This window comes from Bradyrhizobium sp. LMG 9283 (assembly GCF_045571415.1).
Taxonomy (GTDB): Bacteria; Pseudomonadota; Alphaproteobacteria; order Rhizobiales; family Xanthobacteraceae; genus Bradyrhizobium.
Map to the genome: position 1 here is coordinate 8,520,105 of NZ_CP120691.1, position 25,638 is coordinate 8,545,742.

General features: G+C 64.2%; 25 protein-coding genes. 11 read left to right on the plus strand and 14 right to left on the minus strand.

Annotated features, from left to right (window positions below; translation table 11 throughout):
• Window positions 1-2 precede the first annotated feature (2 nt).
• A complete protein-coding gene (locus tag P6U29_RS39760) occupies window positions 3-1,397 on the minus strand; it encodes an OmpA family protein (protein ID WP_407115522.1) in 1,395 nt (464 codons plus the stop codon).
• Window positions 1,398-1,562: 165 nt separating this feature from the next.
• On the opposite strand from P6U29_RS39760, the gene P6U29_RS39765 reads away from it, so the two are divergent.
• Together P6U29_RS39765 and P6U29_RS39770 are read left to right on the plus strand one after the other, a co-directional pair.
• On the plus strand, window positions 1,563-2,621 hold the full coding sequence (locus P6U29_RS39765; protein WP_407115523.1) for a polysaccharide deacetylase family protein: 1,059 nt from the start codon (window positions 1,563-1,565) through the stop codon (window positions 2,619-2,621).
• Between the two features lie 103 nt (window positions 2,622-2,724).
• Window positions 2,725-3,525, plus strand: a complete 801-nt coding sequence (locus tag P6U29_RS39770) for an SDR family oxidoreductase (RefSeq protein ID WP_407115524.1) — start codon at window positions 2,725-2,727, stop codon at window positions 3,523-3,525.
• A gap of 182 nt (window positions 3,526-3,707) precedes the next feature.
• Here the strand turns inward: P6U29_RS39770 and boxB are convergent, their stop codons facing one another.
• From boxB to P6U29_RS39790, 4 genes are all read right to left on the minus strand, one after another.
• On the minus strand, window positions 3,708-5,159 hold the full coding sequence (boxB, locus tag P6U29_RS39775) for a benzoyl-CoA 2,3-epoxidase subunit BoxB (RefSeq protein WP_407115525.1): 1,452 nt from the start codon (window positions 5,157-5,159) through the stop codon (window positions 3,708-3,710).
• A gap of 148 nt (window positions 5,160-5,307) precedes the next feature.
• Window positions 5,308-6,996 carry a 2,3-epoxybenzoyl-CoA dihydrolase gene (gene boxC / locus P6U29_RS39780; protein ID WP_407115526.1) on the minus strand — a complete coding sequence of 563 codons (1,689 nt, stop codon included), beginning with the start codon at window positions 6,994-6,996 and terminating at the stop codon, window positions 5,308-5,310.
• A gap of 140 nt (window positions 6,997-7,136) precedes the next feature.
• Entirely contained in the window at window positions 7,137-7,949 is an 813-nt protein-coding gene (locus P6U29_RS39785; RefSeq protein ID WP_407115527.1) for an alpha/beta fold hydrolase, read from the minus strand.
• A 223-nt stretch (window positions 7,950-8,172) separates the two neighbouring features.
• Window positions 8,173-9,714: a benzoate-CoA ligase family protein gene (locus tag P6U29_RS39790; protein ID WP_407115528.1), complete on the minus strand. Its 1,542-nt coding sequence runs from the start codon at window positions 9,712-9,714 to the stop codon at window positions 8,173-8,175.
• A gap of 121 nt (window positions 9,715-9,835) precedes the next feature.
• Between P6U29_RS39790 and P6U29_RS39795 the strand changes: the two genes are divergently transcribed.
• The gene (locus tag P6U29_RS39795; protein WP_407115529.1) at window positions 9,836-10,744 is read left to right on the plus strand and encodes a helix-turn-helix transcriptional regulator; all 909 of its coding nucleotides are present in this window, start codon (window positions 9,836-9,838) and stop codon (window positions 10,742-10,744) included.
• Window positions 10,745-10,746: 2 nt separating this feature from the next.
• Entirely contained in the window at window positions 10,747-11,142 is a 396-nt protein-coding gene (locus P6U29_RS39800) for a group II truncated hemoglobin (RefSeq protein ID WP_407115530.1), read from the plus strand.
• 102 nt (window positions 11,143-11,244) lie between these two features.
• Here P6U29_RS39800 and P6U29_RS39805 read toward each other — a convergent pair whose 3' ends face one another.
• Entirely contained in the window at window positions 11,245-11,577 is a 333-nt protein-coding gene (locus P6U29_RS39805) for a PRC-barrel domain-containing protein (protein ID WP_407115531.1), read from the minus strand.
• A gap of 65 nt (window positions 11,578-11,642) precedes the next feature.
• Window positions 11,643-12,428: an IclR family transcriptional regulator C-terminal domain-containing protein gene (locus tag P6U29_RS39810; RefSeq protein ID WP_407115532.1), complete on the minus strand. Its 786-nt coding sequence runs from the start codon at window positions 12,426-12,428 to the stop codon at window positions 11,643-11,645.
• 111 nt (window positions 12,429-12,539) lie between these two features.
• Between P6U29_RS39810 and P6U29_RS39815 the strand changes: the two genes are divergently transcribed.
• The 3 genes from P6U29_RS39815 (at window position 12,540) to P6U29_RS39825 (ending at window position 16,233) form a co-directional block, all read left to right on the plus strand.
• A complete protein-coding gene (locus P6U29_RS39815; protein WP_407115534.1) occupies window positions 12,540-13,898 on the plus strand; it encodes a Rieske 2Fe-2S domain-containing protein in 1,359 nt (452 codons plus the stop codon).
• 151 nt (window positions 13,899-14,049) lie between these two features.
• The gene (locus P6U29_RS39820; RefSeq protein ID WP_407115535.1) at window positions 14,050-15,486 is read left to right on the plus strand and encodes a glutamine synthetase family protein; all 1,437 of its coding nucleotides are present in this window, start codon (window positions 14,050-14,052) and stop codon (window positions 15,484-15,486) included.
• 387 nt (window positions 15,487-15,873) lie between these two features.
• Window positions 15,874-16,233, plus strand: a complete 360-nt coding sequence (locus P6U29_RS39825) for a hypothetical protein (protein ID WP_407115536.1) — start codon at window positions 15,874-15,876, stop codon at window positions 16,231-16,233.
• 122 nt (window positions 16,234-16,355) lie between these two features.
• Here the strand turns inward: P6U29_RS39825 and P6U29_RS39830 are convergent, their stop codons facing one another.
• From P6U29_RS39830 to P6U29_RS39860, 7 genes are all read right to left on the minus strand, one after another.
• Window positions 16,356-17,069, minus strand: a complete 714-nt coding sequence (locus P6U29_RS39830) for an ABC transporter ATP-binding protein (protein WP_407115537.1) — start codon at window positions 17,067-17,069, stop codon at window positions 16,356-16,358.
• Complete coding sequence (locus P6U29_RS39835; protein ID WP_407115538.1) at window positions 17,062-17,829, minus strand: ABC transporter ATP-binding protein; 768 nt, start codon at window positions 17,827-17,829, stop codon at window positions 17,062-17,064. The genes P6U29_RS39830 and P6U29_RS39835 overlap by 8 nt, the downstream gene beginning before the upstream one ends.
• Window positions 17,822-18,766, minus strand: coding sequence for a branched-chain amino acid ABC transporter permease (locus P6U29_RS39840; RefSeq protein ID WP_407115539.1), 945 nt, complete (start codon window positions 18,764-18,766; stop codon window positions 17,822-17,824). Before P6U29_RS39840 ends, P6U29_RS39835 begins: the two co-directional genes overlap by 8 nt.
• Entirely contained in the window at window positions 18,763-19,680 is a 918-nt protein-coding gene (locus P6U29_RS39845; RefSeq protein ID WP_407115540.1) for a branched-chain amino acid ABC transporter permease, read from the minus strand. The genes P6U29_RS39840 and P6U29_RS39845 overlap by 4 nt, the downstream gene beginning before the upstream one ends.
• A gap of 293 nt (window positions 19,681-19,973) precedes the next feature.
• Window positions 19,974-20,192 carry a hypothetical protein gene (locus tag P6U29_RS39850; RefSeq protein ID WP_407115541.1) on the minus strand — a complete coding sequence of 73 codons (219 nt, stop codon included), beginning with the start codon at window positions 20,190-20,192 and terminating at the stop codon, window positions 19,974-19,976.
• Between the two features lies 1 nt (window position 20,193).
• On the minus strand, window positions 20,194-20,853 hold the full coding sequence (locus P6U29_RS39855; RefSeq protein WP_407115542.1) for an acyl-homoserine-lactone synthase: 660 nt from the start codon (window positions 20,851-20,853) through the stop codon (window positions 20,194-20,196).
• Between the two features lie 87 nt (window positions 20,854-20,940).
• Entirely contained in the window at window positions 20,941-21,669 is a 729-nt protein-coding gene (locus P6U29_RS39860; RefSeq protein WP_407115544.1) for an autoinducer binding domain-containing protein, read from the minus strand.
• 168 nt (window positions 21,670-21,837) lie between these two features.
• Between P6U29_RS39860 and P6U29_RS39865 the strand changes: the two genes are divergently transcribed.
• The 4 genes from P6U29_RS39865 to P6U29_RS39880 all read left to right on the plus strand — a co-directional run bounded on the left by P6U29_RS39865 (window position 21,838) and on the right by P6U29_RS39880 (window position 25,524).
• Window positions 21,838-22,014 carry a hypothetical protein gene (locus P6U29_RS39865; protein WP_407115545.1) on the plus strand — a complete coding sequence of 59 codons (177 nt, stop codon included), beginning with the start codon at window positions 21,838-21,840 and terminating at the stop codon, window positions 22,012-22,014.
• A 374-nt stretch (window positions 22,015-22,388) separates the two neighbouring features.
• Window positions 22,389-23,327, plus strand: a complete 939-nt coding sequence (locus P6U29_RS39870; protein WP_407115547.1) for a LysR family transcriptional regulator — start codon at window positions 22,389-22,391, stop codon at window positions 23,325-23,327.
• A 132-nt stretch (window positions 23,328-23,459) separates the two neighbouring features.
• Entirely contained in the window at window positions 23,460-24,338 is an 879-nt protein-coding gene (locus P6U29_RS39875; protein WP_407115548.1) for a shikimate dehydrogenase, read from the plus strand.
• 55 nt (window positions 24,339-24,393) lie between these two features.
• Window positions 24,394-25,524: an ABC transporter substrate-binding protein gene (locus P6U29_RS39880; RefSeq protein WP_407115549.1), complete on the plus strand. Its 1,131-nt coding sequence runs from the start codon at window positions 24,394-24,396 to the stop codon at window positions 25,522-25,524.
• Window positions 25,525-25,638: the final 114 nt, after the last annotated feature.

Here is a 25,638-nt window from a genome sequence, read left to right on the forward strand (position 1 = left end):
CGTCACCTCACCAGAAATTCGATGCGGCGGTTCTGCGCCTTGCCTTCATCAGTGTCATTGCCGGCGACGGGCTGCGTGCTGCCATGGCCGACCGCGGTGAAGCGGCTGGCGGGCAGGCCGGCCTTGACCAGATAGTCGATCACCGCCTGCGCGCGCTTTTCCGAGAGCGCCTGATTGAAGGAGTCCTCGCCGTCGGCGTCGGTATGTCCGACGACCTCGATATTGGTGGTGGGGCAGCGCAGCGCCGTCTCGATGAGACGATCGAGGATGCCGGCTGAATCAGGATCGATCTCCGCGCGCTTGGTGGCGAAGCGGATCTTGCCCTTGGTCAGGAGCTCCGAGAACAATTGCTGGCACACGGTGCCGTCGACCGGGCCTGCCGCCGGCTTCACGGTGATTTCCGGCTGGTACTGCCAGTTTTTCGGGAAGTCCTTGCCAAGGCCTGCGCGGATGTCGTTGGCGGCTCCTTCGTAGAGCGCATCGCCCGACAGCTTCACCTCGCGGTCGGAGACGACGAGCGTGCCGGTCGACAGCCGCGACAGTGCGCCGAGCGCTGCGACGACCGCCGTGCTGAAGGAGCCGGGTGCGCCGATGCTGGCCTTGAGATTGTCGACGACCTTCTCGGTGAAGAACTTTCGCGACGCGCTGGTGGCGATCGCCGCGTGGACGCTGTTGTCGGGAACGTAGCCGGTCAGCGTCACCGTCGCGGCCACCGGATCCTTGTAGGCCTGGAAGATATAGGGCGGCGCCTTGATCTCGTTGGCGGCAATCGAAAAACCCTCCGGCAGGTTCTTCAGCGCGGCCGCAATCGCCTCACGGCCGCCGAGCTCGCGCGCCATGCCCGACAGATTGACCTTGGTGTCCGTTATCGTGATCTTGCCGTCCTTCAGCTTGCCGATCTGATCCAGCAACAGCATCGCGGCGGCCTCGAACCGAGGCGGCGCGCCGCGGGCCAGCCCCATCTGGTCGGCCACCTCGACGCCGCCGACTTCCTTTCGGGCAGCCTCGGTCAGCCGTGCCTTCATCGACGGCAGGGGCGCGGAGCCTGACAGCGTCACCCGCACCACGTCGCGCTCGGCGTTCCAGACGAAGGGCTTGGCCTCAGGAACAAGGCGCGTCCGGTCGTCGACCAGCCGCACGCCCGGGACGGTTTCGACCGCCATCACGGCATCATGGCGCCCCTCCTCGGAGAAGGCGTCCGCGGCCAGGCTGACATCGCGGCCATCGACCGCGATCCGGGTCTTGTCCAGAACGGTATCCTTCAGCGCAGCCGAGCTGCGGGCCGAAAGATCGGCCTCGACCGGTAAGGTATTATTCCAGGCCGCAAATCCCCACATGACGGCCAGGGGAATCAGCCCCGGCCACCATTTGCTGGCCCACCTGAAAAGCTTCTGCATTCGACGACCCGAACTCTGGAAACGGAGACAAAACAAACCCTTGGCAGGCTGTCAAACCGGAAATGGTGCCATTCCGAATGGCCCGGGTCCGACAATCGGAATAACTTTTTCTTCAAGGGTTCTTCCGTAAGTTGAAAGCGGAATGCCAGAGCCCCCCAGCCGGTCATGAAACAGCTGCGTAACAACGTCATCCGCGCCGGGCTGGGAGCACTCTATTTCAGCGGGGCACACCACCTGTTGCGCCCACTTTTGTCGGGCGTCGGCGCCATTTTCATGCTGCACCATGTGCGGCCGGCCCGTGAGGCCGCGTTCCAGCCGAACCGGCATCTCGAAGTCACCCCCGAATTCCTGCGTGCGACGCTGCGCCATTTGCGCTCGCGCGACATCGACATCATCAGCATGGACGAGCTGCATGAGCGGCTGGTGCAGGGCCGGTTCGACCGCCGCTTCGCCGCCTTTACCCTCGATGACGGCTATCGCGACAATCTGGACTACGCACTGCCGGTGCTGCGCGAATTTGACGCGCCGCTGGCGGTCTATATCGCGAGCGATTTTGCCGAGGGCACCGGACGATTGTGGTGGACGGCACTGGAGGCCGTGATCGCCAAAGCCGAACAGATCGACGTCAGAATCGGCAATTCCGCGCTGCGGCTCGATGCGACGACGATTGCGGCGAAGCAGGCGGCGTTCGACCGCCTGCACGACTGGCTGCGTGCGCTGCCGGGCGAGCACGATTTGGCGCGCGAGATCGGGGCGCTGTGCACGACGTACGACGTCGACATGGAAGCGCTGTGCCGCGGCCTGTGCCTGTCCTGGGCCGAGGTGAAGACATTTGCCGCCGATCCACTGGTCACGATCGGCGCGCATAGCGTCAGCCATTGCAACCTCGCCAAGCAGGCGGAAGACATCGCCGCGCGGGAGATGGCCGTGAGCCGCGCGCGGATCGAGCAGGCGCTGGAGCGCCCCGTGTTGCATCTCGCTTATCCCTATGGTGACCGCGACGCCGCGGGGGCGCGCGAATTCGCCCTTGCCGCATCCGCTGGCTTCAAGACTGCGGTGACGACGCGGCCCGGCATGCTGTTCGCGGAGAATGCCGGCCACATGACCGCGCTGCCCCGCGTCTCGCTCAATGGCAACTACCAGGACACGCGGATCCTGCCGGTGCTGACTTCGGGCGCCGCGACCGCGATGTGGAACGGTTTTCGCCGGATCGCGGCGGCGTGATCCATCCGCACGCTCAGACCTCATCCTGAGGGCGGAGCTGGCAGCGCTTCCTTGACTCCCCTCCCGGCCCCGCTCACAACCAGCGTCAACCAAGGGAGGTACCATGTTCAACGATCTGTTCTCGCTCAAAGGCCGTGTCGCGCTGGTGACCGGCGGCTCGCGCGGCATCGGCAAGATGATCGCGGCGGGATTCCTCAGCGCCGGCGCCGCAAAGGTCTACATCACCGCGCGCAAGGCCGGCCCGTGCGAGGCGACCGCGCAAGAGCTCACCGCGCAATATGACGGCGAATGCATCGCGCTGCCGATCGACATCTCCACCGTCGAAGGCTGCAACAAGCTCGCCGGCGAAATCGTCAGGCTGGAGCCGAAGCTCGACATCCTCGTCAACAATGCCGGCGCAGCCTGGGGCGCGGAGTTCGACGAATTCCCCGAAAGCGGCTGGGACAAGGTGATGGACCTCAACGTCAAGTCGCTGTTCTTCCTGACCAAGGCGCTGGCCAAACCATTGCGCGCGGCCGCGAGCGCGGAGCGGCCGGCGAAGGTCATCAACATCGCCTCGGTCGACGGCATCTTCGTCAATCCGAGCGAGACCTATTCCTATGCCGCCAGCAAAGCCGCCGTGATCCATCTGACGCGGCGCATGGCGACGAAGCTGATCAAGGACAACATCAACGTCACCGCGATCGCGCCGGGCGCGTTCAAGTCCGACATGAACCGCGCCGCGCGCGACCACGCCGACGAGGTCGCAAAGCGCATCCCGGCCCGGCGGATCGGCAGCGACGAGGACATGGCGGGGGTGGCGATCTATCTCGCCTCGCGCGCCGGCGATTATGTGGTCGGCAACACCATCGCGGTCGACGGCGGCGTGGTGTATGCGAACGCGGGGCTGGAGATTGCGGGGTAGCGGCGCCGAGAGGTCTGGCTGTCCGCGGCACGGGCGGTGCGCCCCCTCGCCCCGTTCTTACGGGGAGAGGGTTGGGGTGAGGGGCCTCTCTCCGCACGGGAGATTGTTGCCGCACCTGTACCCCCTCACCCGCCGCGCTTTGCGCGTCGACCTCTCCCCGCAAGCTGGGAGAGGTAACAGAGTTACGACTCGATCTTCACGTACTCGAAATCGCCCGGCTTGTTGTCGATGCCGACCTTGGGCGGCGAGATCCAGGAGGCGAACTGGCCGACCTCGGTGACAGGCTGCATCAATGAGGTGATGAAATCGCCGTCGCTGGCCGAGGGCAGCCATTCGTCCTTGCGCTTGGCCCAAGTGGCCTCGTCGATCAGGATGCCGTCGGGCGTAGCGTGCACGTCCTTGAACTCGCCAATGTGGCGGTGGAAGGCGACATTGGGCAGCGTCAGCTTGAAGTCGTAGCCCGCGGTCGAGATCACCTTGTTCCAGCGCAGCATGCCCTTGATGCAATCCTGGCTGTAGTCGTCGCGCAGGCGCATGTTGAGCGCGGTCAGCGCCGGCTCGTCGACCAGCTTGGCTTCGCCGTTGATCAGCTTGAGCACCGGATAGGTCGAGTTCTTGAGCTGATGATCGTCCTCGATCTGGGTCTCGTGATAGCGGCCCTTGATGCCGGCGTTGAAGGCGTTGGCCGCATTGGTCGAGACCTCCGAGCCGAACAGATCGAGCGACAGCGTATAGTGCAGGTTCAGCTTTTTCTGGATGGTCGGAAGATCGATCACCCCGAGTGCGCGCACCTTGGCGATGTCGGTGGGATCGGTGATGCAGGCTTGCTTCATTGCATCGCAGGTGCGCTGCACGACGCGGGTGATGCCGGTCTCGCCGACGAACATGTGGTGCGCTTCTTCCGTGAGCATGAAGCGGCAGGTGCGCGACAAGGGATCGAAGCCGGACTGCGCGAGGCTGTGCAGCTGCATCTTGCCGTCGCGGTCGGTGAAGTAGGTGAACATGAAGAAGGACAGCCAGTCCGGCGTCGCCTCGTTGAAGGCGCCCAGCATGCGCGGCGCGTCGGCATCGCCGGAGCGGCGGCGCAACAAATCGTCGGCTTCTTCACGGCCGTCGCGGCCGAAATATTTCTGCAGCAGATAGACCATCGCCCAGAGGTGGCGGCCTTCCTCGACATTGACCTGGAACAAATTGCGCATGTCGTAGAGCGAGGGCGCGGTCTTGCCGAGATGGCGCTGCTGCTCGACCGAGGCCGGCTCGGTGTCGCCCTGGATCACGATCAGGCGGCGCAGCATGGCGCGATGCTCACCCGGGACTTCCTGCCAGGCCGGCTCGCCATAATGCTCGCCGAACGGAACGACGCGGTTCTCCTCCTGGGGAGCAAGGAGGATGCCCCAGCGATATTCGGGCATGCGGACATAGTCGAATTTGGCCCAGCCGCGCGGATCGACCGAATAGGCGGTGCGCAAATAGACCAGTGATTCCTGGAAGCCCTCCGGCCCCATGTCGCTCCACCAGTCCATGTAGCCGGGATGCCAGCCTTCCAGCGCTTTCAGCACCTGGCGGTCTTCGGCGAGATTCACGTTGTTGGGAATCTTGGTCGAGTAGTCGACGTTCATGATGTTCATATTCATGGCCGTGCTCCTTGATCGGTCTCGTGTCCCGGACGCGGTGCGGCGCGAAGTGCTGCACTGCTGAGCCGGGACCTATATCTGATCCGTCTGGGTCCCGGCTCAGCGTCGCATCACTTCGTGCTGCGCCGCGCCCGGGACACGAAAGTCGTTACACCCGCGTCATATCGAATTTCGGCTTCTGGCCGCTGCCGTAGCGGCGCAGCGCGCCTTCCTCGCCGACCGCATTCGGACGCTGGAAGATCCAGTTCTGCCAGGCGGTGAGGCGCGCGAAGATTTTCGATTCCATCGTCTCGGGACCGACGAAGCGGAGGCTCGCTTCCATGCCGGTGAGACTGTCGGGCGAGAAGCTGGCGCGCTCCTCGAGGAACACGCGGACCTCGTCGTCCCAGTCGATGTCGTCGAGCGCGAAGGTGACGAGGCCGAGCTCTTCCGCCTGCTCGGCGTCGAGCGCGGTGCCGAGCGTGGCTTCCGCGCGCTCCACGTCCGACGGATCGGCCTGGAAACGTGACTGAAGCCGCGTCAGTCCGTGGCTCATCGGATACGGGCCGAAATTCATCGCGGACAGCTCTATCGACGGCGGCGGGCGGTTGTCGCCCTGACGCGTGCCGATCAGCATGTAGGAGCGGTCGGCGGCGAAGACGAGCTCGGCGAGCGTGCCGGCAAAGCAGGAGCCGGGCTCGACCAGCGTCACCAGCGTGCGCGAGGTGACGTCGATGCGCTTGAGCACGCGCTTCCAGTAATGCCTGATCTCGTTGACCAGCCAGTGCGCCTTGTTGGCTTCGAGGAAGGCGTCGCTGGCAAGCACATGGGCACGATCGCCATGGCTCTTGAACACCAACATCGCGATCTCGAGCTCGTTGATGCGCAAGTGAAGGATGGCGTCGTCGAGCTCGCGCGCGACCTGGAGCGGCCAGAACGACGCTCCTAGCGCCATCATGCCGTCGATGTCGGCCGGCGGCGCCGCTTCCGGCGCCTTGATCGAGATGGTGGCGATGCGAGCCGCACGGTCGATGTCGACGGTGACGAAACCGTAACGAATGCTGGTCTCGTCGATCAAGCGCCTGAGCGGCGTCAGCGCGATGCCCTTGCCGCTGCCCTTGCGCTTCGAAGCGGCCGCGAATTCCCTGGCGCGCTCGGCAATCTTGGCTTCCAGCTTCGAGTTCGGCGCGATCTCGTCGACGAGGCGCCATTGCACGGCGCGCTTGCCTTTCACGCCTTCCTCAATGGTGCAGAAGAAATCGGCGTGGTCGCGGCGAACCTTGCGCTTGTCGACGACCCGGGTGAGGCCGCCGGTGCCCGGCAGCACCGCGAGCAATGGCACTTCCGGCAGGGCGACGGCAGAGGCGCCATCATCGGCGAGGATGATGTGGTCGGTCGCGAGTGCCAGCTCATAGCCGCCGCCGGCCGCCGAGCCGTTCACCACGGTGATGAAGCGCTGGCCGGAATTCTCCGAGGAGTCTTCCATGCCATTGCGGGTCTCGTTGGTGAACTTGCAGAAGTTGACCTTGTGAGCGTGCGTCGAGCCCGCGAGCATGCGGATGTTGGCGCCGGCGCAGAACACGCGGTTCTTGGCCGAGCGCATAACCACGACCTTCACCTCGGGATGCTCGAAGCGCAGGCGCTGGATCGCGTCGGCAAGCTCGATGTCGACGCCGAGGTCGTAAGAGTTGAGCTTGAGCAGGTAGCCCTCGAACAGGCCGCCGTTCTCGTCGACGTCCATGGTCAGCGTCGCGACGTCGCCATCGACCGCGAGCTTCCAATGCCTGTAGCGGGACGGTTCGGTCTGGAAATCGATGAATGTCGCGCCGCCTGCGAGGCGCCGATCTTCCCCGGCCATGGGTCATCCCTGAGCTTGATTATGCGTTTAGGCTTGAGCGTTAGATGCACAATAGTGCATCTTCTTAGACAAGTCTAGACCAAATCTAGGCCATATATGCACTTTGCTTCATCTGAGGCGGCACCCACCCGAGATGCGCCTCATGCCGCCTGAAGTCCCGGATCATCCCGAAAGGCGGCCTTTGCGAACTGCACGATCGCGTCGAGCGTCGGCACCGGCGCCTCGCGATGCGGGGAATGCGCTGCGCCTGCGATGATCGTCAGGTCGACCGGGCAATAACATTCCTCCTGCGCGATCTCGGCCTGGCGCAGTGTCCCGTATTGGTCGTCGACGCCCTGCACGACCATGACGGGCACGCGGATATAGGCGAGATATTCGGAGATATCCCAATCGCGGAATTTTGGATCGAGCCAGGCGCCATTCCAGCCGTAGAAGGCGTTGTCGACGTCCTTGTGCCAGCGCGCCAGTTTTGTCTTGAGATCCGTGATCTCGAACGTCGTCTTGATCGCGGCGATGGATTTCACCGAGATGTCCTCAACGATGAAATGCGGCGCGATCAGCACCAGACCGGTCAGGCGATGATCCTGATGTGAACCGGCATAGATCGTGGCAATCGAAGCACCGTCGGAATGGCCGAGCAGGAGGCCACGCTTGAAGCCGATCGCATCGAGCAGCTTCGGCAACACGTCGAGTGCCTCACGATGCATGTAATCGAGCGGTCGTGGCAGCGCGACCGGGCTCGACTGACCGTAGCCTGCGCGCGAGTAGACGAAGATGCCGGCGCCGGTCGCCTGCTGCAGCTTTTCCGGAAAATCGCCCCAGAGGCCGGCCGAGCCGAGGCCTTCGTGGAGCATGACGATGGTGGGGGCGTCGGCGGCCTGCGGCGCAAGCCATTTGTATTCGAGGCTGGTGTTGCCGATCGTGAGGAAGCCCGTGGGGGCGAGGTTGGTCATGGCCTTATTCCTGTTCGCTCCGTATTCCTGTTCGCTCCGTCTGCACCCTCCACTGGAGGGGGAGGGTCGGCTCACATCGAGCGCAGCGAGATGTGAGCCGGGGTGGGGTGACAGTCTCTCCAAGGATGCGGTGCCCGAATGGAGAGATCACCCCACCCCGCTCGCGCTGCGCGCGATCGACCTTCCCCCTCCAGGGGAGGGGGAGCAAGTGCAGTCCGCACGCTCAATTCGCGCCTTCGCGCAGCTTGAACCGCTGAATCTTGCCCGTCGCGGTCTTCGGCAGCGAGTCCACCACATCGATCCAGCGCGGATATTTCCACGGGCCGATCTTCTGCTTGACGTGCTCCTTCAGCATCTCCTGCAAGTCCGTCGTCGTCGCGCCGGGACGCAGCACGACGAAGGCCTTTGGCTTGAGCAGGCCTTCCGGATCGGCTTCGGGCACGACGGCGGCCTCCAGCACGGCCGGATGCGTGATCAGCGCGCTCTCGACCTCGAAAGGCGAGACCCAGATGCCGGAGACCTTGAACATGTCGTCGGCGCGGCCGCAGAAGGTGTAGCGACCGTCCGAGTCGCGGATGTATTTGTCACCGGTGCGGGTCCACAGCCCTTCAAATGTGCGGCGACTCTTGTGGCGCTGATTCCAATAACCCTCGCCAGCGGAAGGCGCATCGACCAGCAATTCGCCGACCTCGCCGTCGGCCACATCCTGGCCGGCCTCGTTGACCAGCCGCACCGCATAGCCCGGCACCGGCTTGCCTGACGTGCCGTACTTGATGTCGCCGGGCGCGTTCGAGAGAAAGATGTGCAGCAGCTCGGTCGAGCCGACGCCGTCAAGGATGTCGACGCCAAAGCGCGCCTTCCAGGCAAGGCCTACGGACTTCGGCAGCGCCTCGCCGGCCGAAGTGCAGATGCGCAGGGCCTTGCCGCCGCGCTCGGCCTTCATGGTCTCGTCGTTGAGCATGGCCGCGAACAGCGTCGGCACGCCGTAGAAGATCGAGGGATTGTAGCGGTTCATCAGGTCGAACATGCGCGCCGGCGTCGGACGCTCGCTGTTCAGAATCACGCTGGCGCCGACCGACATCGGGAAGGTCAGTGCGTTGCCGAGACCATAGGCGAAGAACAGCTTTGCCGCCGACAGGCAGACATCGCTCTCGCGAATGCCGAGCACCTGTTTGGCGTAGGTGTCCGCCGTTGCCTGCAGATTCGAATGCAGATGGCGCACGCCCTTGGGCATGCCGGTCGAGCCGGACGAGTACAGCCAGAAGGCCGGCTCGTCGGGATGCGTCGCGGCGGTGGTGAACTGATCGCTCTCGCCTGAGAGCTCCTCGGCGAGCTGCTTGTGGCCGTTCTGCTTGGCGCCGGAGACAACGACATGCTCGAGATCGGGCATGCGGCCGACCACGTCCTTGATGACGGGATAGAGCGCTTCGGAAACGAACAGCACCCGCGCCCGGCAATCGGCGAGGATGTAGGCGTATTGGTCCGCAGTCAGCAGCGTGTTGAGCGGCACCGGCACGATGCCGGCGCGGATCGCGCCCAGGAACACGATCGGGAAGTCGACCGTATCAAGCATGATCATCGCCACGCGCTCCTCGCGGCGGACGCCGAGCCGGCGCAACATGTTGGCGGCGCGCCGGGTCTGTTGCTGGAGCTCGCCATAGGTGAGTCGCGAGACGGTGTCGTCGAAGGCAAGCTTGCTGCCGCGGCCCTCCTCGACGTTACGGTCGAGCAGCCAGGTCACCGCGTTATAGGATCCCTCGCTCACGGTCGTCTCCCGGAATTTAGAATTATAATTCATAGAAAGACACCACGGCGGCTTGCTGTCAATGCCAGCAGGCACTATGTTTCATTAAAACGCGCCGCAGGACATCCGCTAAAGAAGGCTCATGACCGAAAGTCCCGACGCCGAATCCCGCTTCCTCGAACAGCTCGGCCAGCGTGTGCGCACCATGCGCGCACTGCGCGGCATGTCGCGCAAAGTGCTCGCCAAGGTATCAGGGATTTCGGAGCGCTACATCGCGCAGCTCGAAAGCGGCAAGGGCAACGTCTCCATCGTGCTGCTGCGCCGCGTCTCCGACGCGATGGGCGCACACCTCGAGGACCTGCTGCCTAGCGGCGATCCGACGCCGGACTGGCAGATGTTCCGCGACCTCCTGCGCAAGGCGACCCCTAGCCAGATCGCGCAAGCAAAGGATCTGCTCGCCGGCGGCAGCGCCTCCGCGCCGCGACGCGCTCCATTCTGCGGCATCGCGCTGATCGGCCTGCGCGGCGCCGGCAAGTCCACGCTTGGGCGGATGCTGGCAAAGAAGATCGGCTGGAGCTTCGTCGAGCTCAACAAGGAGGTCGAGCAGCAGAACGGGCTCTCGGTCGCCGAGATCATCGCGCTCTACGGCCAGGAAGGCTTTCGCCGCATGGAGCAGGCGGCGCTGCAGCAGCTGCTCGCACGCAACGAGCTGATGGTGCTGGCAACCGGTGGCGGCATCGTCTCCGAGCTGCTGACCTTCGATCAGGTCCTGACCTCGTTTTACACGATTTGGCTGAAGGCCGAGCCCGAGGAGCACATGGCGCGCGTGCGCCGCCAGGGCGACCTGCGCCCGATGGCGGATGATCGCTCCGCAATGGCGGAACTGCGCAACATCCTCTTGAGCCGCGAGCCGCTGTATTCGCGGGCGACGGCGGTGGTGGATACCGCGGGACTGTCGATCGATGCCGCTGCTGCGCGGCTGATCGACGCGGTGCGGCCTGTGCTGCAGAACGAAGCACGCAGCTTCGGGCTGCGGAGTGTGGCGCTGTAGAGATGACCGACAGCACCACCGCAACCTCCATGTTCGAGCGGATCGGCGGCAGCGCCACGATCGATCGTCTCGTCGACCGGTTCTACGACCGCATGGATACGCTGCCGGAGACGAAGGTGATCCGCACCATGCATGCGGCCGATCTCGGCCTGATCAGGGACGTGCTGAAACGCTATCTCACCGAATGGACCGGCGGCCCGCGGCTTTACTCCGTTGAGAAGGGCCATCCGCGGCTGCGCCAACGCCATTTCGGCTTCGCCATCGGCGACGCCGAGCGCGACGCGTGGATGCTCTGCATGCGCGGCGCGCTGGAAGAGACGGTGACGGATAGCACCGCGCGTCAGGCTCTCGACAAGGCGCTGTCCGGTCTTGCCGATTGGATGCGCAACCGGCCGTGACGCTGCTTACCGGGGCGTGGCCCGGATGAGCGAAGCGACATCCGGGGTCTTGGCTTCCCGGGTATCGCTTCGCTCACCGGGGCTGCAATACGTCCGACGCCGCTAGATCGACCAGTAATGCGGATGCGGGTACGGCCGCGAGCGATCGCCCCAGTCGAACGCGTCGCCGTCGAACTCGCACGGGCCGCTGCTGAGCTCCTCCAGCGTCGACTCGATCTGGAACGCCTGCCGTCCTGGATCGTATTTCAGCGCGCTCCACTGGAGCGGATAATGGTGACGTGTCCCGAGCAGCCCGCCGGTCTTGATCACGGCATAGGCGACCGTTCCGCTCATCTTGTCGAGCATCAGTCGCTCGATCGTGCCGAGCTTCGTGCCGTCGCGTCCGTAGACGGCGACGTGCTCCACGCGATCACTGGGAACCATGGTGTGGTTCATGGTGGCCTCCCTGTTCTCTTGTGCTGGCGACGATTATAGCACCGGCTTCGCGGCGGCGGGAACAGCTACAAAAGCTGCGAATGCACCGCCTCGGCGCCTTCTCGCAACAGTGGTAGGAAGCGGTCGATCAGTTCCTGCGCCGGCACGCGATCGACATGCGCGCCCATGTTGATGGCGGCGACGATCACGCCGTCGTAGCGGCGGACGGGGACCGAGATCGAGCGGAAATGCGGCTCGGCCTCGCGGTCGACCAGGGAATAACCCTGCGCGCGGTCGGCTGTGATGCGCGCGAGCAGCACCTTCGGATCGGTCACCGTCTGCGGCGTCAGCGCCTCGCGATTCATCGCATTCAGGCGCGCCGCGAGATCGGTATCGCCGAACTGCCCCAACATGGCGCGGCCGACCGAGGTGCAGAAGGCCGGCAGGCGGTAGCCGATCTCCAATCCGCTCGAGAACACCCGCGTCGGGCCGCCGCGGGCGATGAACACGACATCGTCACCGTCGAGCACCGCCAGCGAAGAGATTTCCTGCGCCGCGGTCGCGATGCGGTCGAGCACGGGTTGAAGCAGGGCAATGATCTGGTTTGAGCGCAAATATGATGCGGCCAACGTCAGCACATGCGGCGTCAGCGAGAACAGCTTGCCATCGCCGGAGACGTAACCGCCGCGCTGGAGCGTGAACAGCATGCGCCGCGCGGTGGCGCGTGGCAGATCGGCGGCGCGGGCGAGGTCGCTCAGCGTCATCGGGCCGGCGGCGGTGCCGAAGCACTGCAGCAGCCGCAGGCCGCGATCGAGGCTTTCGACGAAGTCCGTCGCGCGCTCGTCGCTCTCGCTGCGCTTCAGCTTGGGCATGGCTTCGGGACAATCCTGCAAAATAGTGCTTGCTGCTGGTGCAAGGCATGTCATAATTCGCCCATTCGTTCAATAGGCGAACAATCGCCACTCCACAAGGATGCACGCGCCATGATGAGCCAGGAGCAGAACGACCTGATCACCCGCACCGGGCCGAAGGACCCCTGCGGCAAGCTGATGCGGAGCTATTGGCAGCCGGCGGCGCTGGTGGATGAGCTGGAGGGCGCGCGGCCGATCCGTCCCGTCAGACTGCTGGGCGAGAACCTGGTGCTGTTTCGCGACGAACAGGGGCGCTACGGCCTGATCGACCGCCATTGTGCGCATCGCGGCGCCGACCTCGCTTTCGGCCGATTAGAGCATGGCGGCCTGCGCTGCGCCTTCCATGGCTGGCTGTTCGACGCCACCGGCCAATGCATCGAGACGCCGGCCGAGCCGAAGGATTCAAAGCTCTGCCAGAACATCCGCCAGCGCTCCTATCCAGTGGTGGAGAAGAGCGGCATCCTATGGGCTTATCTTGGCGAGGGTGAACCGCCCGCATTCCCGGAGATCGACTGCTTCGTCGCACCCGGCACGCACACCTTTGCATTCAAAGGCCACATGGCCTGCAACTGGCTGCAGGCGCTCGAAGTTGGCATCGATCCCGCCCACGCCTCCTTTCTGCACCGCTTCTTCGAGGACGAGGACACCTCCACCGCCTACGGCAAGCAATTTCGCGGGGCGTCCGCGGGATCCGACCTGCCAATGACGAAGATCCTGCGCGAATACGACCGCCCGATCATCAATGTAGAGCACACCGAATATGGCCTCAGGCTGATCGCGCTGCGCGAGATCGACGAGGAGCGGACGCATGTGCGCGTCACCAACCAGCTGTTCCCGCACGGCTTCGTCATCCCGATGAGCACGGAGATGACGATCACGCAATGGCATGTGCCTATCGATGACGAGAACTGCTACTGGTACGCGATCTTCACCAGCTATTCGAACCCAGTCGACAAGCAGAAGATGCGCGAGCAGCGGCTCGAACTCTATGAGCTGCCCGACTACAAATCGCGCAAGAACCGCAGCAACGATTACGGTTTCGATCCGCACGAGCAGCAGACCGCGACCTATACCGGCATGGGCCACGACATCAACGTCCACGACCAATGGGCGGTGGAGTCGATGGGCGCGATCCAGGACCGCACCAAGGAGCATCTCGGACAATCCGACAAGGCGATCGTGCAGTATCGCCGCCTGCTGCGGCAGGAGATCGAGAAGGTTGCGGGCGGCGAGAAGCCGATGCTGTTCCTGGACGAGGCCAACGCGCGCAGCATCCAGGGTCCGGCGACCATGGACGGCATCGGGCCGACGCGGGGCTGGGAGACCTACTGGATGGAAGTCGACGTCAAGCGCCGCCGCGGCGCGCCCTGGACCGCGCCGGTGCCGGAGGAGATTGAAGGCAAGGTGCATCGGCTGACAGCGGCGGAATAAGGGTGCCGGCCTATCCTCGTCATTGCGAGCGTAGCGAAGCAATCCAGGTTGCCTCTCTGGAGGGACTCTGGATTGCTTCGTCGCAAGCGCTCCTCGCAATGACGGAGAATGTGGTGCAAGTTTCGCGCCTCACGACTGGAGGAATGCCAAAGTGACTTTCGTCGTGCGCCATGCGCTGTGGTCGGATGAGCAGAAGGATGCGGCGACGCGCATGCGCCGCATCGTCGAGGAAAGGAACCTGGAGGTCATCCGCCTCGCCTTCCCCGACCAGCACGGCATCTTGCGCGGCAAGACCATCATCGCCAGCGAAGCTCTCGCGTCGCTGGAGAGTGGCTGCTCCATCACCACCACCATGCTCGCCAAGGACACCTCACATCGCACGGTATTCCCGGTGTTCACCTCCGGCGGCGGGTTCGGCATGAAGGAGATGGAGGGCGCGGCCGATGTGCTGATGGTCGCCGATCCCACCACGTTTCGCGTGCTGCCCTGGGCGCCAACGACGGGCTGGGTGCTGTGCGACCTCTATTTCAACGACGGCCGCCCGGTGCCGTTCGCAACGCGCGGGCTCTACAAGAGCGTGCTCGATGAGCTGGGCGCGCGCGGCTACGATTTCGTCGCGGGGCTCGAAGTCGAATTCCACATCTTCAGGCTCGACGACCCGCACATGCGCGCGGAAGACGCTGGGCAGCCGGGCACGCCGCCGTCGGTGAGCCTGCTCAGCCACGGCTATCAGTACCTCACCGAGCAGCGCTTCGATCAGATGGAGCCGGTGCTGGAGATTTTGCGGCGTGACATCGTCGCGCTTGGGCTGCCCTTGCGCTCGGTCGAGGTCGAGTTCGGACCCAGCCAATGCGAATTCACGTTCCAGCCGAGGAAAGGGCTGGAGCCCGCCGACAACATGGTGCTGTTCCGCTCTGCCGTGAAGCAGATCGCGCGCCGCCATGGCTATCACGCCACCTTCATGTGCCGCCCAAAACTGCCGAACGTGTTCGCGAGCGGTTGGCATCTGCATCAGTCGATCGTCTCGCGCACGAGCGGCGAGAACCAATTCATGGCGAATGCAGAAGGCGAGCCGCTCAGCGCGTTCGGCCGTGCCTATCTCGCCGGCCTGCTCGACCACGCTCGCGCGTCGACCGTGTTCACGACCCCGACGATCAACGGCTACAAGCGCTATCGTTCCTATTCGCTGGCCCCGGACCGCGCGATCTGGGGCCGCGACAATCGCGGCGTGATGATCCGCGTGCTCGGAGGCGCCAATGATGCCGCCACGCGCCTGGAGAACCGCATCGGCGAGCCCGCCGCCAATCCCTATCTCTACATGGCCTCGCAGATTCTCTCAGGCCTCGACGGCGTCGACCGCAAGCTCGATCCCGGCGCCTCGGCCGACACGCCCTACGAGACCAAAGCGCCGCTACTGCCGAAAAGCTTGCGCGATGCGGTCGCCGCGCTGAAGGACGACCCGTTCTTCCGCGAGAAGCTCGGGGCCGAATTCGTCGACTACTACACCCACATCAAGAACGCCGAGATCGATCGCTTCCTGTCTGAGGTGACCGACTGGGAGCATCGCGAATATTTCGAGGTGTTGTGAGCGGTGGCGCCACCGTTCCGGGATAGTGCGAAGCAGCAGACTCGGAGCAGCGAGATCCCGCGTTCGGCCCTGCGGACCGGCCCGGAATGACGACAGATGACGCTCACAGTCCTGTGAGGCCGTTTCGTCCCCGGGTTCCGACGACACCGTAAAATCCGCCCCGCGAAGCCATTTTCCGATAGCGGCGAAAATCGGTGGAAAGAAAGCGCGCGCAAAATGCCGCCCCAGATGAACAATGGAGTTCGATTATGTTGAGTCAGTTGTTCAGTCTGATTTATCGCCTCTCCTGCCGGTCCACACTGATCGAAATCGGCACCCACCATCTTGCGCGTTAGCCAACGGCTGGCGCGATTGAGTAAGACCGACTGACCAGACGAGGGGATTTCCATGCGCAAGCTGATCCTGATTGCCGCGATGTCGCTGCTGGCGACGCAAGTTCATGCCGGCGGATCGCGAAGCTTGAGCTTGGCCGCCACAGATGCAAGCCAGCAGGCAATCGAGCAGCCGGTCACAGCGGTTGCAACACAGGCTCCGCCAGCAACGCCACGGGCAAATGACCAGACAGCGACCAACACGCCGACGGCCGCGCCGACGCCAGCCACAACTGTTCCGCCCGCAGCAACAGCCCCCCAATCAATCGCCGCGCCGACGGTCAGGGCGACCGAAACGACAAAGCCAAGGCGCCGCCAGCCATCCGTCGAAGCCCGCGTCATTCGCGAGCTGCATCGGCACGGGATTTATTGGTAAGAGCCCCCAGCTCTCTCCTCCGTCATTACGAGCTAAGCGAAGCAATCCAGACGTTCTCCGTGGGGACGGTCTGGATTTGCTTCGTCGCTGGGCTGCTCGCAACGACCGGGAGAGGGTGGGGCTCAAATCCCTAGATATTTGTGCTGCAAATCCGGCGCGGCCATCAGCTGGTTCGATGTGCCGCTCCATACGGTTCTGCCGCGCTCGATGATGTAGTGGCGATCGCAGATGCGGGCGAGATGGTCGACGTTCTTGTCGACGACCAGGATCGACTGTCCCCGGTTCTTGAGCAGCGACAGGCAATTCCAGATCTCCTCGCGGATCAGGGGCGCGAGGCCCTCGGTCGCTTCATCCAGAATCAGAAGCTTGGGGTTGGTCATCAGCGCGCGGCCGATCGCGAGCATCTGCTGCTCGCCGCCGGAGAGCTGGTTGCCCATGTTGGCGGCGCGTTCGGCCAGGCGCGGGAACAGCACGTAGATTGCGGCAAGCGTCCAGGGATTGCTACTGCCGAAGCGATCAGCAGCGGCGGCGACGAGGTTTTCGCGCACGGTGAGGTTCGGGAAGATCTGGCGTCCCTCGGGAACGAGGCCGACGCCGAGCTTTGCAATTCTGTAGGACGGAAGCTGTCGCACCTCGGCGCCAGCGAAGCGGATGCTGCCTGCGCGTGCCGGCGTCAGGCCCATGATGGAGCGGATGGTCGTGGTCTTACCCATGCCGTTGCGGCCCATCAGCGAGACCATCTCGCCCGGCTTGATCGACAGCGACAGGCCGAACAGAACCTGGGAGAGGCCGTAACAGGTCTCGATGCCGTCGACGTCGAGCAGCGTGTCAGCCATGGTGCGTCACCACATGCTGGTCGCCGAGATAGGCGCGTCTGACCTCTTCATTGGCGCGGATCGCGGCCGGATCGCCGGAGGCGATGACGCGGCCATAGACCAGCACCGAGATGCGGTCGGCAAGCGCGAACACCGCCGGCATGTCGTGCTCGACCAGCACGATCGAGACTTCTTTGCGCAGCTCCTGGAGCAGTTTCACCATGCGCTGGGATTCGGTGACGCCGAGACCGGCCATCGGCTCGTCCAGCAGCAGCAGCTTCGGCTTGCTCGCGAGCGCGACCGCAAGCTCGAGCTCGCGCCGCTCGCCATGGCTGAGCCTGTTCACCACGACATCGGCGCGATGGCCGAGACCGACGCGGTCGAGCGCGGCATGGGCGGCATCGCGCAGGCCCTTCTCCTTGCGCGCATTGGCGAAGAAGCGGAACGAGGTGCCGGCATGCGCCTGCGCCGCCAGCGCGACATTATCCGCGGCGGTGAAGTCGAGCAGCAGCGAGGTGATCTGGAACGAGCGCGCAAGGCCGAGCGCGCAGCGGCGATAGGCCGGCAGATAGGTGATGTCGCGCCCGGCCAGCGAGACGCTGCCGGCATGCGGCGCGAGATGTCCGGTGAGCTGGCTGATCAGCGTGGTTTTACCGGCGCCGTTCGGACCGATGATGGCGTGCAGCTCGCCGCTGGCGACGTCGAGCGAGACGTTGTCGGTCGCCATGATGCCGCCGAAGCGGCGCACCAGGTTTTCGACGCGGAGCAGGGGTTCAGCCACGGCCAGCCCTCCCGAGCACGCCCACGATGCCGCCGCGGCCGAACAGGACGATGAGCAGCAGCAGCGGACCCATGATCAGCGCCCAGTATTCTGTGATCTGCGACAGGAATTCTTCCAGCAGCAGGAACACCACCGCGCCCATGACCGGGCCGAACAGCGTGCCCATGCCGCCCAGGATCACCATCACCATGAGGTCGCCGGAACGCGTCCAGTACATCACGGCCGGGCTGACGAAATCGGTGTTGTTGGCGAGCAGCGCGCCGGCAAGGCCGCACATCGTGCCTGATATGACGAAGCAGACCAACTGATAGCGCTTGGCCGGAAAGCCGATCGCCTGCATGCGCTGCTCGTTGGAGCGCAGGCCCTGCACGACGAGGCCGAAGCGCGAATTGACGATGCGCCAGATCAGGAAGATGACGCCGAACAGGCAGGCGAGGCAGAGATAATAGAACTGCGTGCGGTTCGACAGGTCGATCAGCCCTGAGAAGTCGCTGCGCTTGTAGATGGTCAGGCCGTCATCACCGCCGTAGCGCGCGAGGCCCGAGGCGACGTAATAGGCCATCTGCGCGAAGGCGAGCGTGATCATGATGAAATAGACGCCGCGGGTGCGCAAAGAGAGCGCGCCGATCACGAGCGCATAGATCGCGGAGGCCGCGAGCGCGACCGGAAACTGGATGAAACCGGATCCTACGCCTTCCTGCGCGAGCATGCCGACGGCGTAGCCGCCGATGCCGAGATAGGCGGCATGACCAAAGCTCATCATGCCGCCAAAACCCATGATGAGGTTGAGGCTCGCCGCCGCCAGCGCCAGGATGACGATGCGGGTGAACAGCGTCAGGATGAAGATGTTGCCGGTCAGCTGCGAATAGAGCGGCAGCAGCACGAGGCCCGCCAGCATCAGGGCCGTGACGGCCTTGCTCACGCTCAGACCCTTCATCGACGGTGGGCCGGAAACAGCCCCTCCGGCCGCACCACCAGCACGATCGCCATCAAGAGATAGATCAGCATGGAGGACAGCGCCGGGGCGGCGGTGGAGGCGGCGGCGCCGCTCAGCACCTGGCGCAACAAGTTCGGCAGGAAGGCACGGCCGAGCGTGTCGATCATGCCGACGAAGATCGCGGCGAGGAACGCGCCGCGGATCGAGCCGATGCCGCCGATCACGATGATGACGAAGGCGAGGATCAGGATGTTCTCGCCCATGCCGATCTGCACGGTGAGGATCGGCGCCTGCATCAGACCGGCGAGGCCCGCGAGCGCGGCTCCCAAGCCGAACACCAGGGTGTAGAGCAGCTTGATGTTGATGCCGAGCGCGCCGATCATCTCGCGGTTAGAGGCGCCGGCACGGATCAGCATGCCGATGCGGGTTCGCATCACGCCGAGATAGAGCAGCAGCGCGACCAGCAGCGCAACCACGATGATGGCGAGGCGATAGGCGGGATAGTGAATGCCGGGCAGGATCGGCGCCGGCACCGTGAGCCAGGCCGGCAAAGGCAGCGCCAGGCCCGCCGGGCCCCAGATCAGCCGCACGGCCTCGTTGAAGAACAGGATCAGGCCGAAGGTCGCGAGCACATGGTCGAGATGATCGCGGCCATAGAGGTGCCGCAGCGCCGTCACCTCCAGCACGATCCCGAGCACCAGCGTGGCCCCTAACGCCATCAGCGCGCCGAGCAGGAAGCTGCCGGTCCAGGCCGCAAAGGTCGCGGCAAAATAGGCGCCCATCATGTAGAGCGAGCCGTGCGCGAGGTTGACGAGATCCATGATCCCGAACACCAGCGTCAGGCCCGCGGCGAGCAGGAACAGCAGCAGGCCGAACTGCAATCCGTTCAAGAACTGTTCGACGACAAGCAGCATCAAGACTCTTTCAGGCGCACGCAGCGTCGCGCCGATGTTCGAACACAGTCGCCATCAGTGAAAGAGCTCCCCCTGCCTCTTCAAGGCCGAAAAATGGGTAATGGCAGTATCGTTCCGAGGCAAGAGCGATTCGACACCAAACATGCACTTTGTTGCATGCCGATGCATGCGATCGAAATCGATCTTGCAAGAAAGCTGCCGTGCAGGCTGGGGCAACCTGCCGCACCCAAACGAACACCCTCTCGCCGGCGGGCCGAAGAGAGGGTGCAAGATTCGTCTGAAGACAGGAAAGTCTAGTGCGACGTGATCTGCCGGGGAAGGTCGTCCGGCTCGGCGAGCACGCTGTTGGCCGTCGAGGCCTCCAGCGCTGCCATCCGGAACAGATAGGCGAGCGTCGCCAATCCAGAATCGTCCGCCATCTGCGCCAGCTCGAGCGCCATGTCAGACATGTAGCAGAGATTCTCGTCCTTCGTTTGCGCCATGATCTGGCTGTCCCGCATCATGTTCGACATCTCAGGCGCTCTTTCGTTGCGCGGCAGCAAGACCGCAGAGGTTGGCACGGGCGACGGCATCCAGATGCGGGCCGTCCTGACGCACGACCGAAGCCATGCCAATACGATCATGCAGGGCATCGAGAGTCTCGCGACGAATGTCGATGGTCGCCGCCATCGTCCACGCGTTCTCCACCAGAGCGGGCAGGCCGAGCGGAGTGACGACGAAGCCGGACTCGTGGAAGCGCGGCAACCACCAGGTCTCCATGATCGCGCTGACTCGCGCGATTCCCTGATCGAGGCAGAACTCCTGCACAGCCGCCATCAGTTGCAGGTTGAGCGCGCCGTCGCGGCGATCACGTACGACGAAATAGCGCGACCACTCCCAGATCAGCGGATCGGCGGGGCATCCGCGCACCGCCGCCAGGTGCGGGAACACCTCGCTCATCATCGACGGCTTGGTGGTCGGGTAGAGCCGATGACCGCCGACCACGCGGCGCCCCTCCAGCGCCAGCAGGTAGACGGTGTCCTCGTCGTCATAGGAATCGATCTCGCGGCCATCCGGCCTGCGCAGCGTCTCCCAGCGCCGCTCCTCGACGAAGATGTCATGACGCAGCCGGAAATGCTGCTCGATTACGTCCTCATAAAGGTGGCGATTTACGGAGGAAATTGCGTGAATCATGAAAACCCCCATTCATCCTCAATGGAGGCAGATTCTGCGAAAAGGCGCAGATTCGGTATTGGGAAATTTCCCAGTACGGCGCTTAGATTAGGGAGTGATGATCTTGTTCCGGATCGCCAGCGCCACCGCATGCGTACGGTTGACGGCGCCGAGCTTGCGCGCAGCAGTTGCAAGATGCTCTTCGGCGGTGCGCTGCGTGATGTGCAGGATCTCGCCGATTTCCCAAGCCGACTTGCCCTGCGAGGCCCAGGCGATCACCTCGCGCTCGCGCGGGGTGAGGCGCGTCGAGGGATGCGACACCGGCTCTAGCAGACGGCGAATGTGGTCGAAGCCATACATCGCCATCAGGTGCAGCGCCGGCTTGCTGCGGGCATTGAGGTCGAGATGAACGCCGCCGAGCGAGACCGCGGCCTCATAGCCGGTGAGCCCGTGGATCGGTACGATGAAGCCGCGCGACATCCGAAACTCGCTGGCGCGGTTCATCACCTCGGCCGCGTTGGGCTCGAGTTCCGCATCGTAGGGTGCTTCCGACCACTCGAACGGATTGACCGATTGCCGGCAGAGCCGCACCACGGGATCGAAGCGATCGTAATTGTTCTCGGTGTAGAGGCTGAACCATCCCGCAGGCCAGCGCTTGGCGAGCACCATCTGCGCAAACCGCTGGTCGGGGTTCGGCAATCCCGTCACGATAATGGTTTCGAAGCCGAAGCGGCCAAAGGCCGTTTCGAGCGCATTCATGGCCTCTGGTACCTTGCGGTAGGTCTGGAGGCCTTCAATGAAGTCGAGCGCCTCCCGGCCATAGTCTACGGCGGACATCGGTGCATTTCCTGACCCCTCGCCGCTTCCGTATAGCACGTATTTGTGGAGTGCCTCAATTCGCTGTGGCCGTAGTTTCCCGGTGCTCATCTGCTCTGAAGATTTAAGCTACTTGTGGCAGAATTGACGTCGCGATACACCTGAAGCGTACGAAGCGGGAAATCAATGATGGAAGACGAGGACATCGCCCTCAACAGCGTGCTCGGCCTGGAATTGAACCGCGTGTTTTTTGCCGTCCGCGAAACGGCCAACAAGCAGAAGATCATCGAGTTTGCGCGCGAGGTGCTGCAAAGCGAGCGCGCGGAGCTGGATGACCGCGTGTCGCCCGAGGGCCCGGCGAGCTAGAACGCAGCTACGGCAAGAACGACGCCGAAGCCACAGATCGCGCGACGATGCCATTCCATCTGAACGCGTGCGATTTTAGTCGAACACTCTGAAAGCGAATTTTGGCTCCTTCTCCTCCTGTGGGGAGAGTTGATGACGCGGCCGCGCTCGCGTGCCAGACGCAGCGCAGCGTCTGTTCGACGATGCGCTGCAGAGCCGGGGCCCATCCATCCGCAACTTCCTCTCTGGCTTTCTGGGCCCCGGCTCTGCGCCGCAACGCAGCGCGTCCGGGACACGGGACTTGCCTCCGTCCTCATCAGCCCACTTGCCGCTGGATGACATCGCCACTCTCGTGAGAAGATCGCCGCCGCGATCGTCTTTCGGGTGCTCGGGCTATGATGACGCTGCGTCAGGTTGAAGTGATCCGTGCCGTGATGGTGACAGGCACCATCGGCGGTGCGGCAAAGCTGCTCAACGTCTCGGCGCCCGGGATAAGCCGTCTCGTCAAATACACCGAGCGCTCGCTCGGTATCCGCTTCTTTCAGCGCCAGAACGGGCGCTATTTCCCGACCCCGGAAGCCGAAAACATCTTCGAGCAGATCAACGGCGTCTACAAGAAGGTCGACGACCTCTCCGAGATCATCTCCAAAATTGGCCGCGGCGGCCTGTCGGAGCTGCGAATCGGCTCGGTGCCGAGCATCTCGCAGGTGATGGTGCCGCGCGCGATCGAGCGCGTCCGCCGCCGCTATCCCGATCTCGGCATCGACATCAACATCCTAAAGCTCGAGGAGGCCATCGACTATCTCCTGCTCGGCCGCGGCGAGTGCGTCGCGATGAGCTACCGGCTGGAGCATTCCGGGCTCGACTTCATGCCGCTCGCGTCGGGCGAGCTCTATTGCATCGTCCCGCCGGGCCACGAGCTCGCCGGCCGCAAGCAGGTCTCCGCCGCCGAGATCACCCGCTATCCCCTGATCGGCATCGATCCCAACGACCCCTATGGCCGGATCATGGCCGAGATCTTCTTGCGCCACCGGCTCGACTACAACATCACCATCCGTGCCCGCTTCGGCACCACGGTCTGCGCGCTGGTGAAGGCGGGGCTCGGCATCGCCATCATCGACCAGTTCACAGTCGCCCATGGCGGCTATCCCGGGATCGAGCTTCTGAAGATCACCGAGCCGACGCGGTTCGACACCTACATCGCCGTCAAGCGCGGCACGCCGCTGTCGCTGCATGCGGAGTACTTCATCGAATCCCTGCGCACCGAGATGCGCGCGGTCGAGCCGTCCCGTGGCAATGGCAGGGGCACCCTGGCACGCGGGCGAAAGAAATAACATGATGTTAGGTTTGTCGGATAAAAGGGTAATTGTGTTAGGCGGGGGAAAGACTATCGTCGCGGCTGGAATTGCGCGGGTTTCCCCGCTAATGGCCGGGACCGGACGCTCCCAACGAGACGATAGCGAACCATGTCGAAGCGCGGATACGCCGCCAGCAAGAAGCTTCTCACCGGCCTGATCGGCGCCCCGATCGCGCATTCCGCGTCCCCCGCCATGCATGAGCGCGCCGCCGAGGCGCTTGGCCTGCGCGGCCATTACCAGCTCATCGAAGTCGCTGGCGCCGATGCGACCGAGCTGCGCATGATGCTCGAAGGCGTGCGGCGGCTCGGCTTTGCCGGCGTCAACGTCACTTACCCTTACAAGGAAGCGGTGGTCCCGCTGCTCGACGCGCTGGCGCCGGGCGCAGCCAGCATGGGCGCGGTCAACACCGTCGTCGTCAGGGATGGCCGGCTGACCGGCCACAACACCGACACCACAGGTTTTGCACGGGCGGTGGCGCCATTGCTGGCGCCGTCCGGCAACGCCGTCGCCGTGATTGGCGCCGGCGGCGTCGGCAAGGCCATCGCATTCGCGTTGGCGAGCCTGAATGTGGCCGACATCCGCATCTTCGACAGCGAGCCGGTACGCGCCGAGAAACTCGCCTCGCTGCTCGCCAGACAGAGCGGCGCGAGGGTGGCTGGAACCGTCGAGGATGCGCTCGATGGCGCAACCGGTCTCGTCAACGGCACGCCGGTCGGCATGTTGCCGAGCCGTGATATGCCAGTGCCGGCGGCACTGCTCAGGCCGGACCTGTGGGTCGCCGACGCCGTCTATTCGCCGCTGATCACGCCGCTGCTGGCAGCGGCGCGAGAGAAAGGCGCCCGAATCATGACTGGGCGCGAGCTTGCGATCTACCAAGCCGCCGACGCATTCGAACTGTTCACCGGCCTTGTCCCATCGACCGATGTCATGGGAGAAGCTTTTGACGCCGTGATGGCTGCGCGCAGCGCGGCCTATCAGGCAGCTTGAGGCGAAGCGGCCGGCACAAGGCTGCTCGCAAGATTTGAAACGGGAGGAGAGGACGATGAAATCAACGCTATTGGTGGGCGCGCTGCTCATCGCCATGACGGCAACGAGCGCCCTTGCTCAGGCGATCAAGCTCGCCGACGTCGCCGAGCTCTCCGGCGGCGGCGCCACTGTCGGGACCAATTGGAAGAACGGCATCGACCTCGCGATCGAGGAGATCAACGCCAAGGGCGGCGTGCTCGGCCGCAAGCTGGAGGTGACCCACGCCGACTCGCAGTCCAACCCGGGCGTCGCCCGTGCCCAGGTGCAGAAGGCCCTCGACGCCGAGCCCTATGTGCTGCTCGGGCCCGGCTATTCCGGCTCCGTAAAAGTGACCGCGCCGCTCGCCGCCGAGGCTGGCATCGCGCAGATCATGGGCGGTGAAGCCGCCGAGCTGACGCAAGCCGGCAACAAGTTCCTGTTCCGCACCTCGTTCGGCCAGCAATCCTCGATGCCGAAGGTCGCAAAGTACATCCACGACGAGATGAAGGCGAAGACGGTCGCGGTGGTCTGGGTCAACAACGATTTCGGCCGCGGCGGGCGCGACGTCGTGGTCAAGGAGCTCGATCGGCTCGGCTCAAAGGTCGTCGCCGACCTCTCGACCGAAGCTGGCCAGGCCGATTTCGCCGCCGACGTCGGCAAGATCAAGGCTGCGAACCCCGACGCCGTTTTCGTTTATCTCAACGAAGAGGAGAGCGCGCGCATCCTCAAGGAGCTGAAGCGCCAGGGCGTCACCGCGCCGCTGATGGGCGAGACCACGCTGATCGGCCAGAAGGTGATCGAGCTCGCCGGCGATGCCGCCAACGGCGCGCGCGGCCATGTCGGCCTCACCACCGACGCGCCGGTCGATCTGATCAAGGCGTTCCGCGAGAGGTTCTCCAAGAAGTACAATTACGTGCCCGATCATAACGGCCTGAAGGGCTATCTCGCAGTCTACATGGTGAAGGCCACCACCGAGAAGATGGGCAAGGTCGACCCGAAGAAGTTTGCCGACACGCTGCACGGCCTGACCATCAAGGCCGCGGATGAACCGGGCATCCTGATGGACGTCACCTTCGACCAGAACGGCGACCTCGATCGCCAGAGCTTTCTGGTGGAGGTGGTCGAAGGCAAGCAGGTCGTGAAGCAGGTGCTGCCGAAGTTGAAGTGAGGGAATCTTCGACTCTCCCCGGACCTGTCTCGCCGAAGCTTCAGCGAAGGCGGATGCGGGGAGAGATCTCTCCTCTTCCTCTCCCCGCTTGTCGCGGGGAGAGGGTGGGGTGAG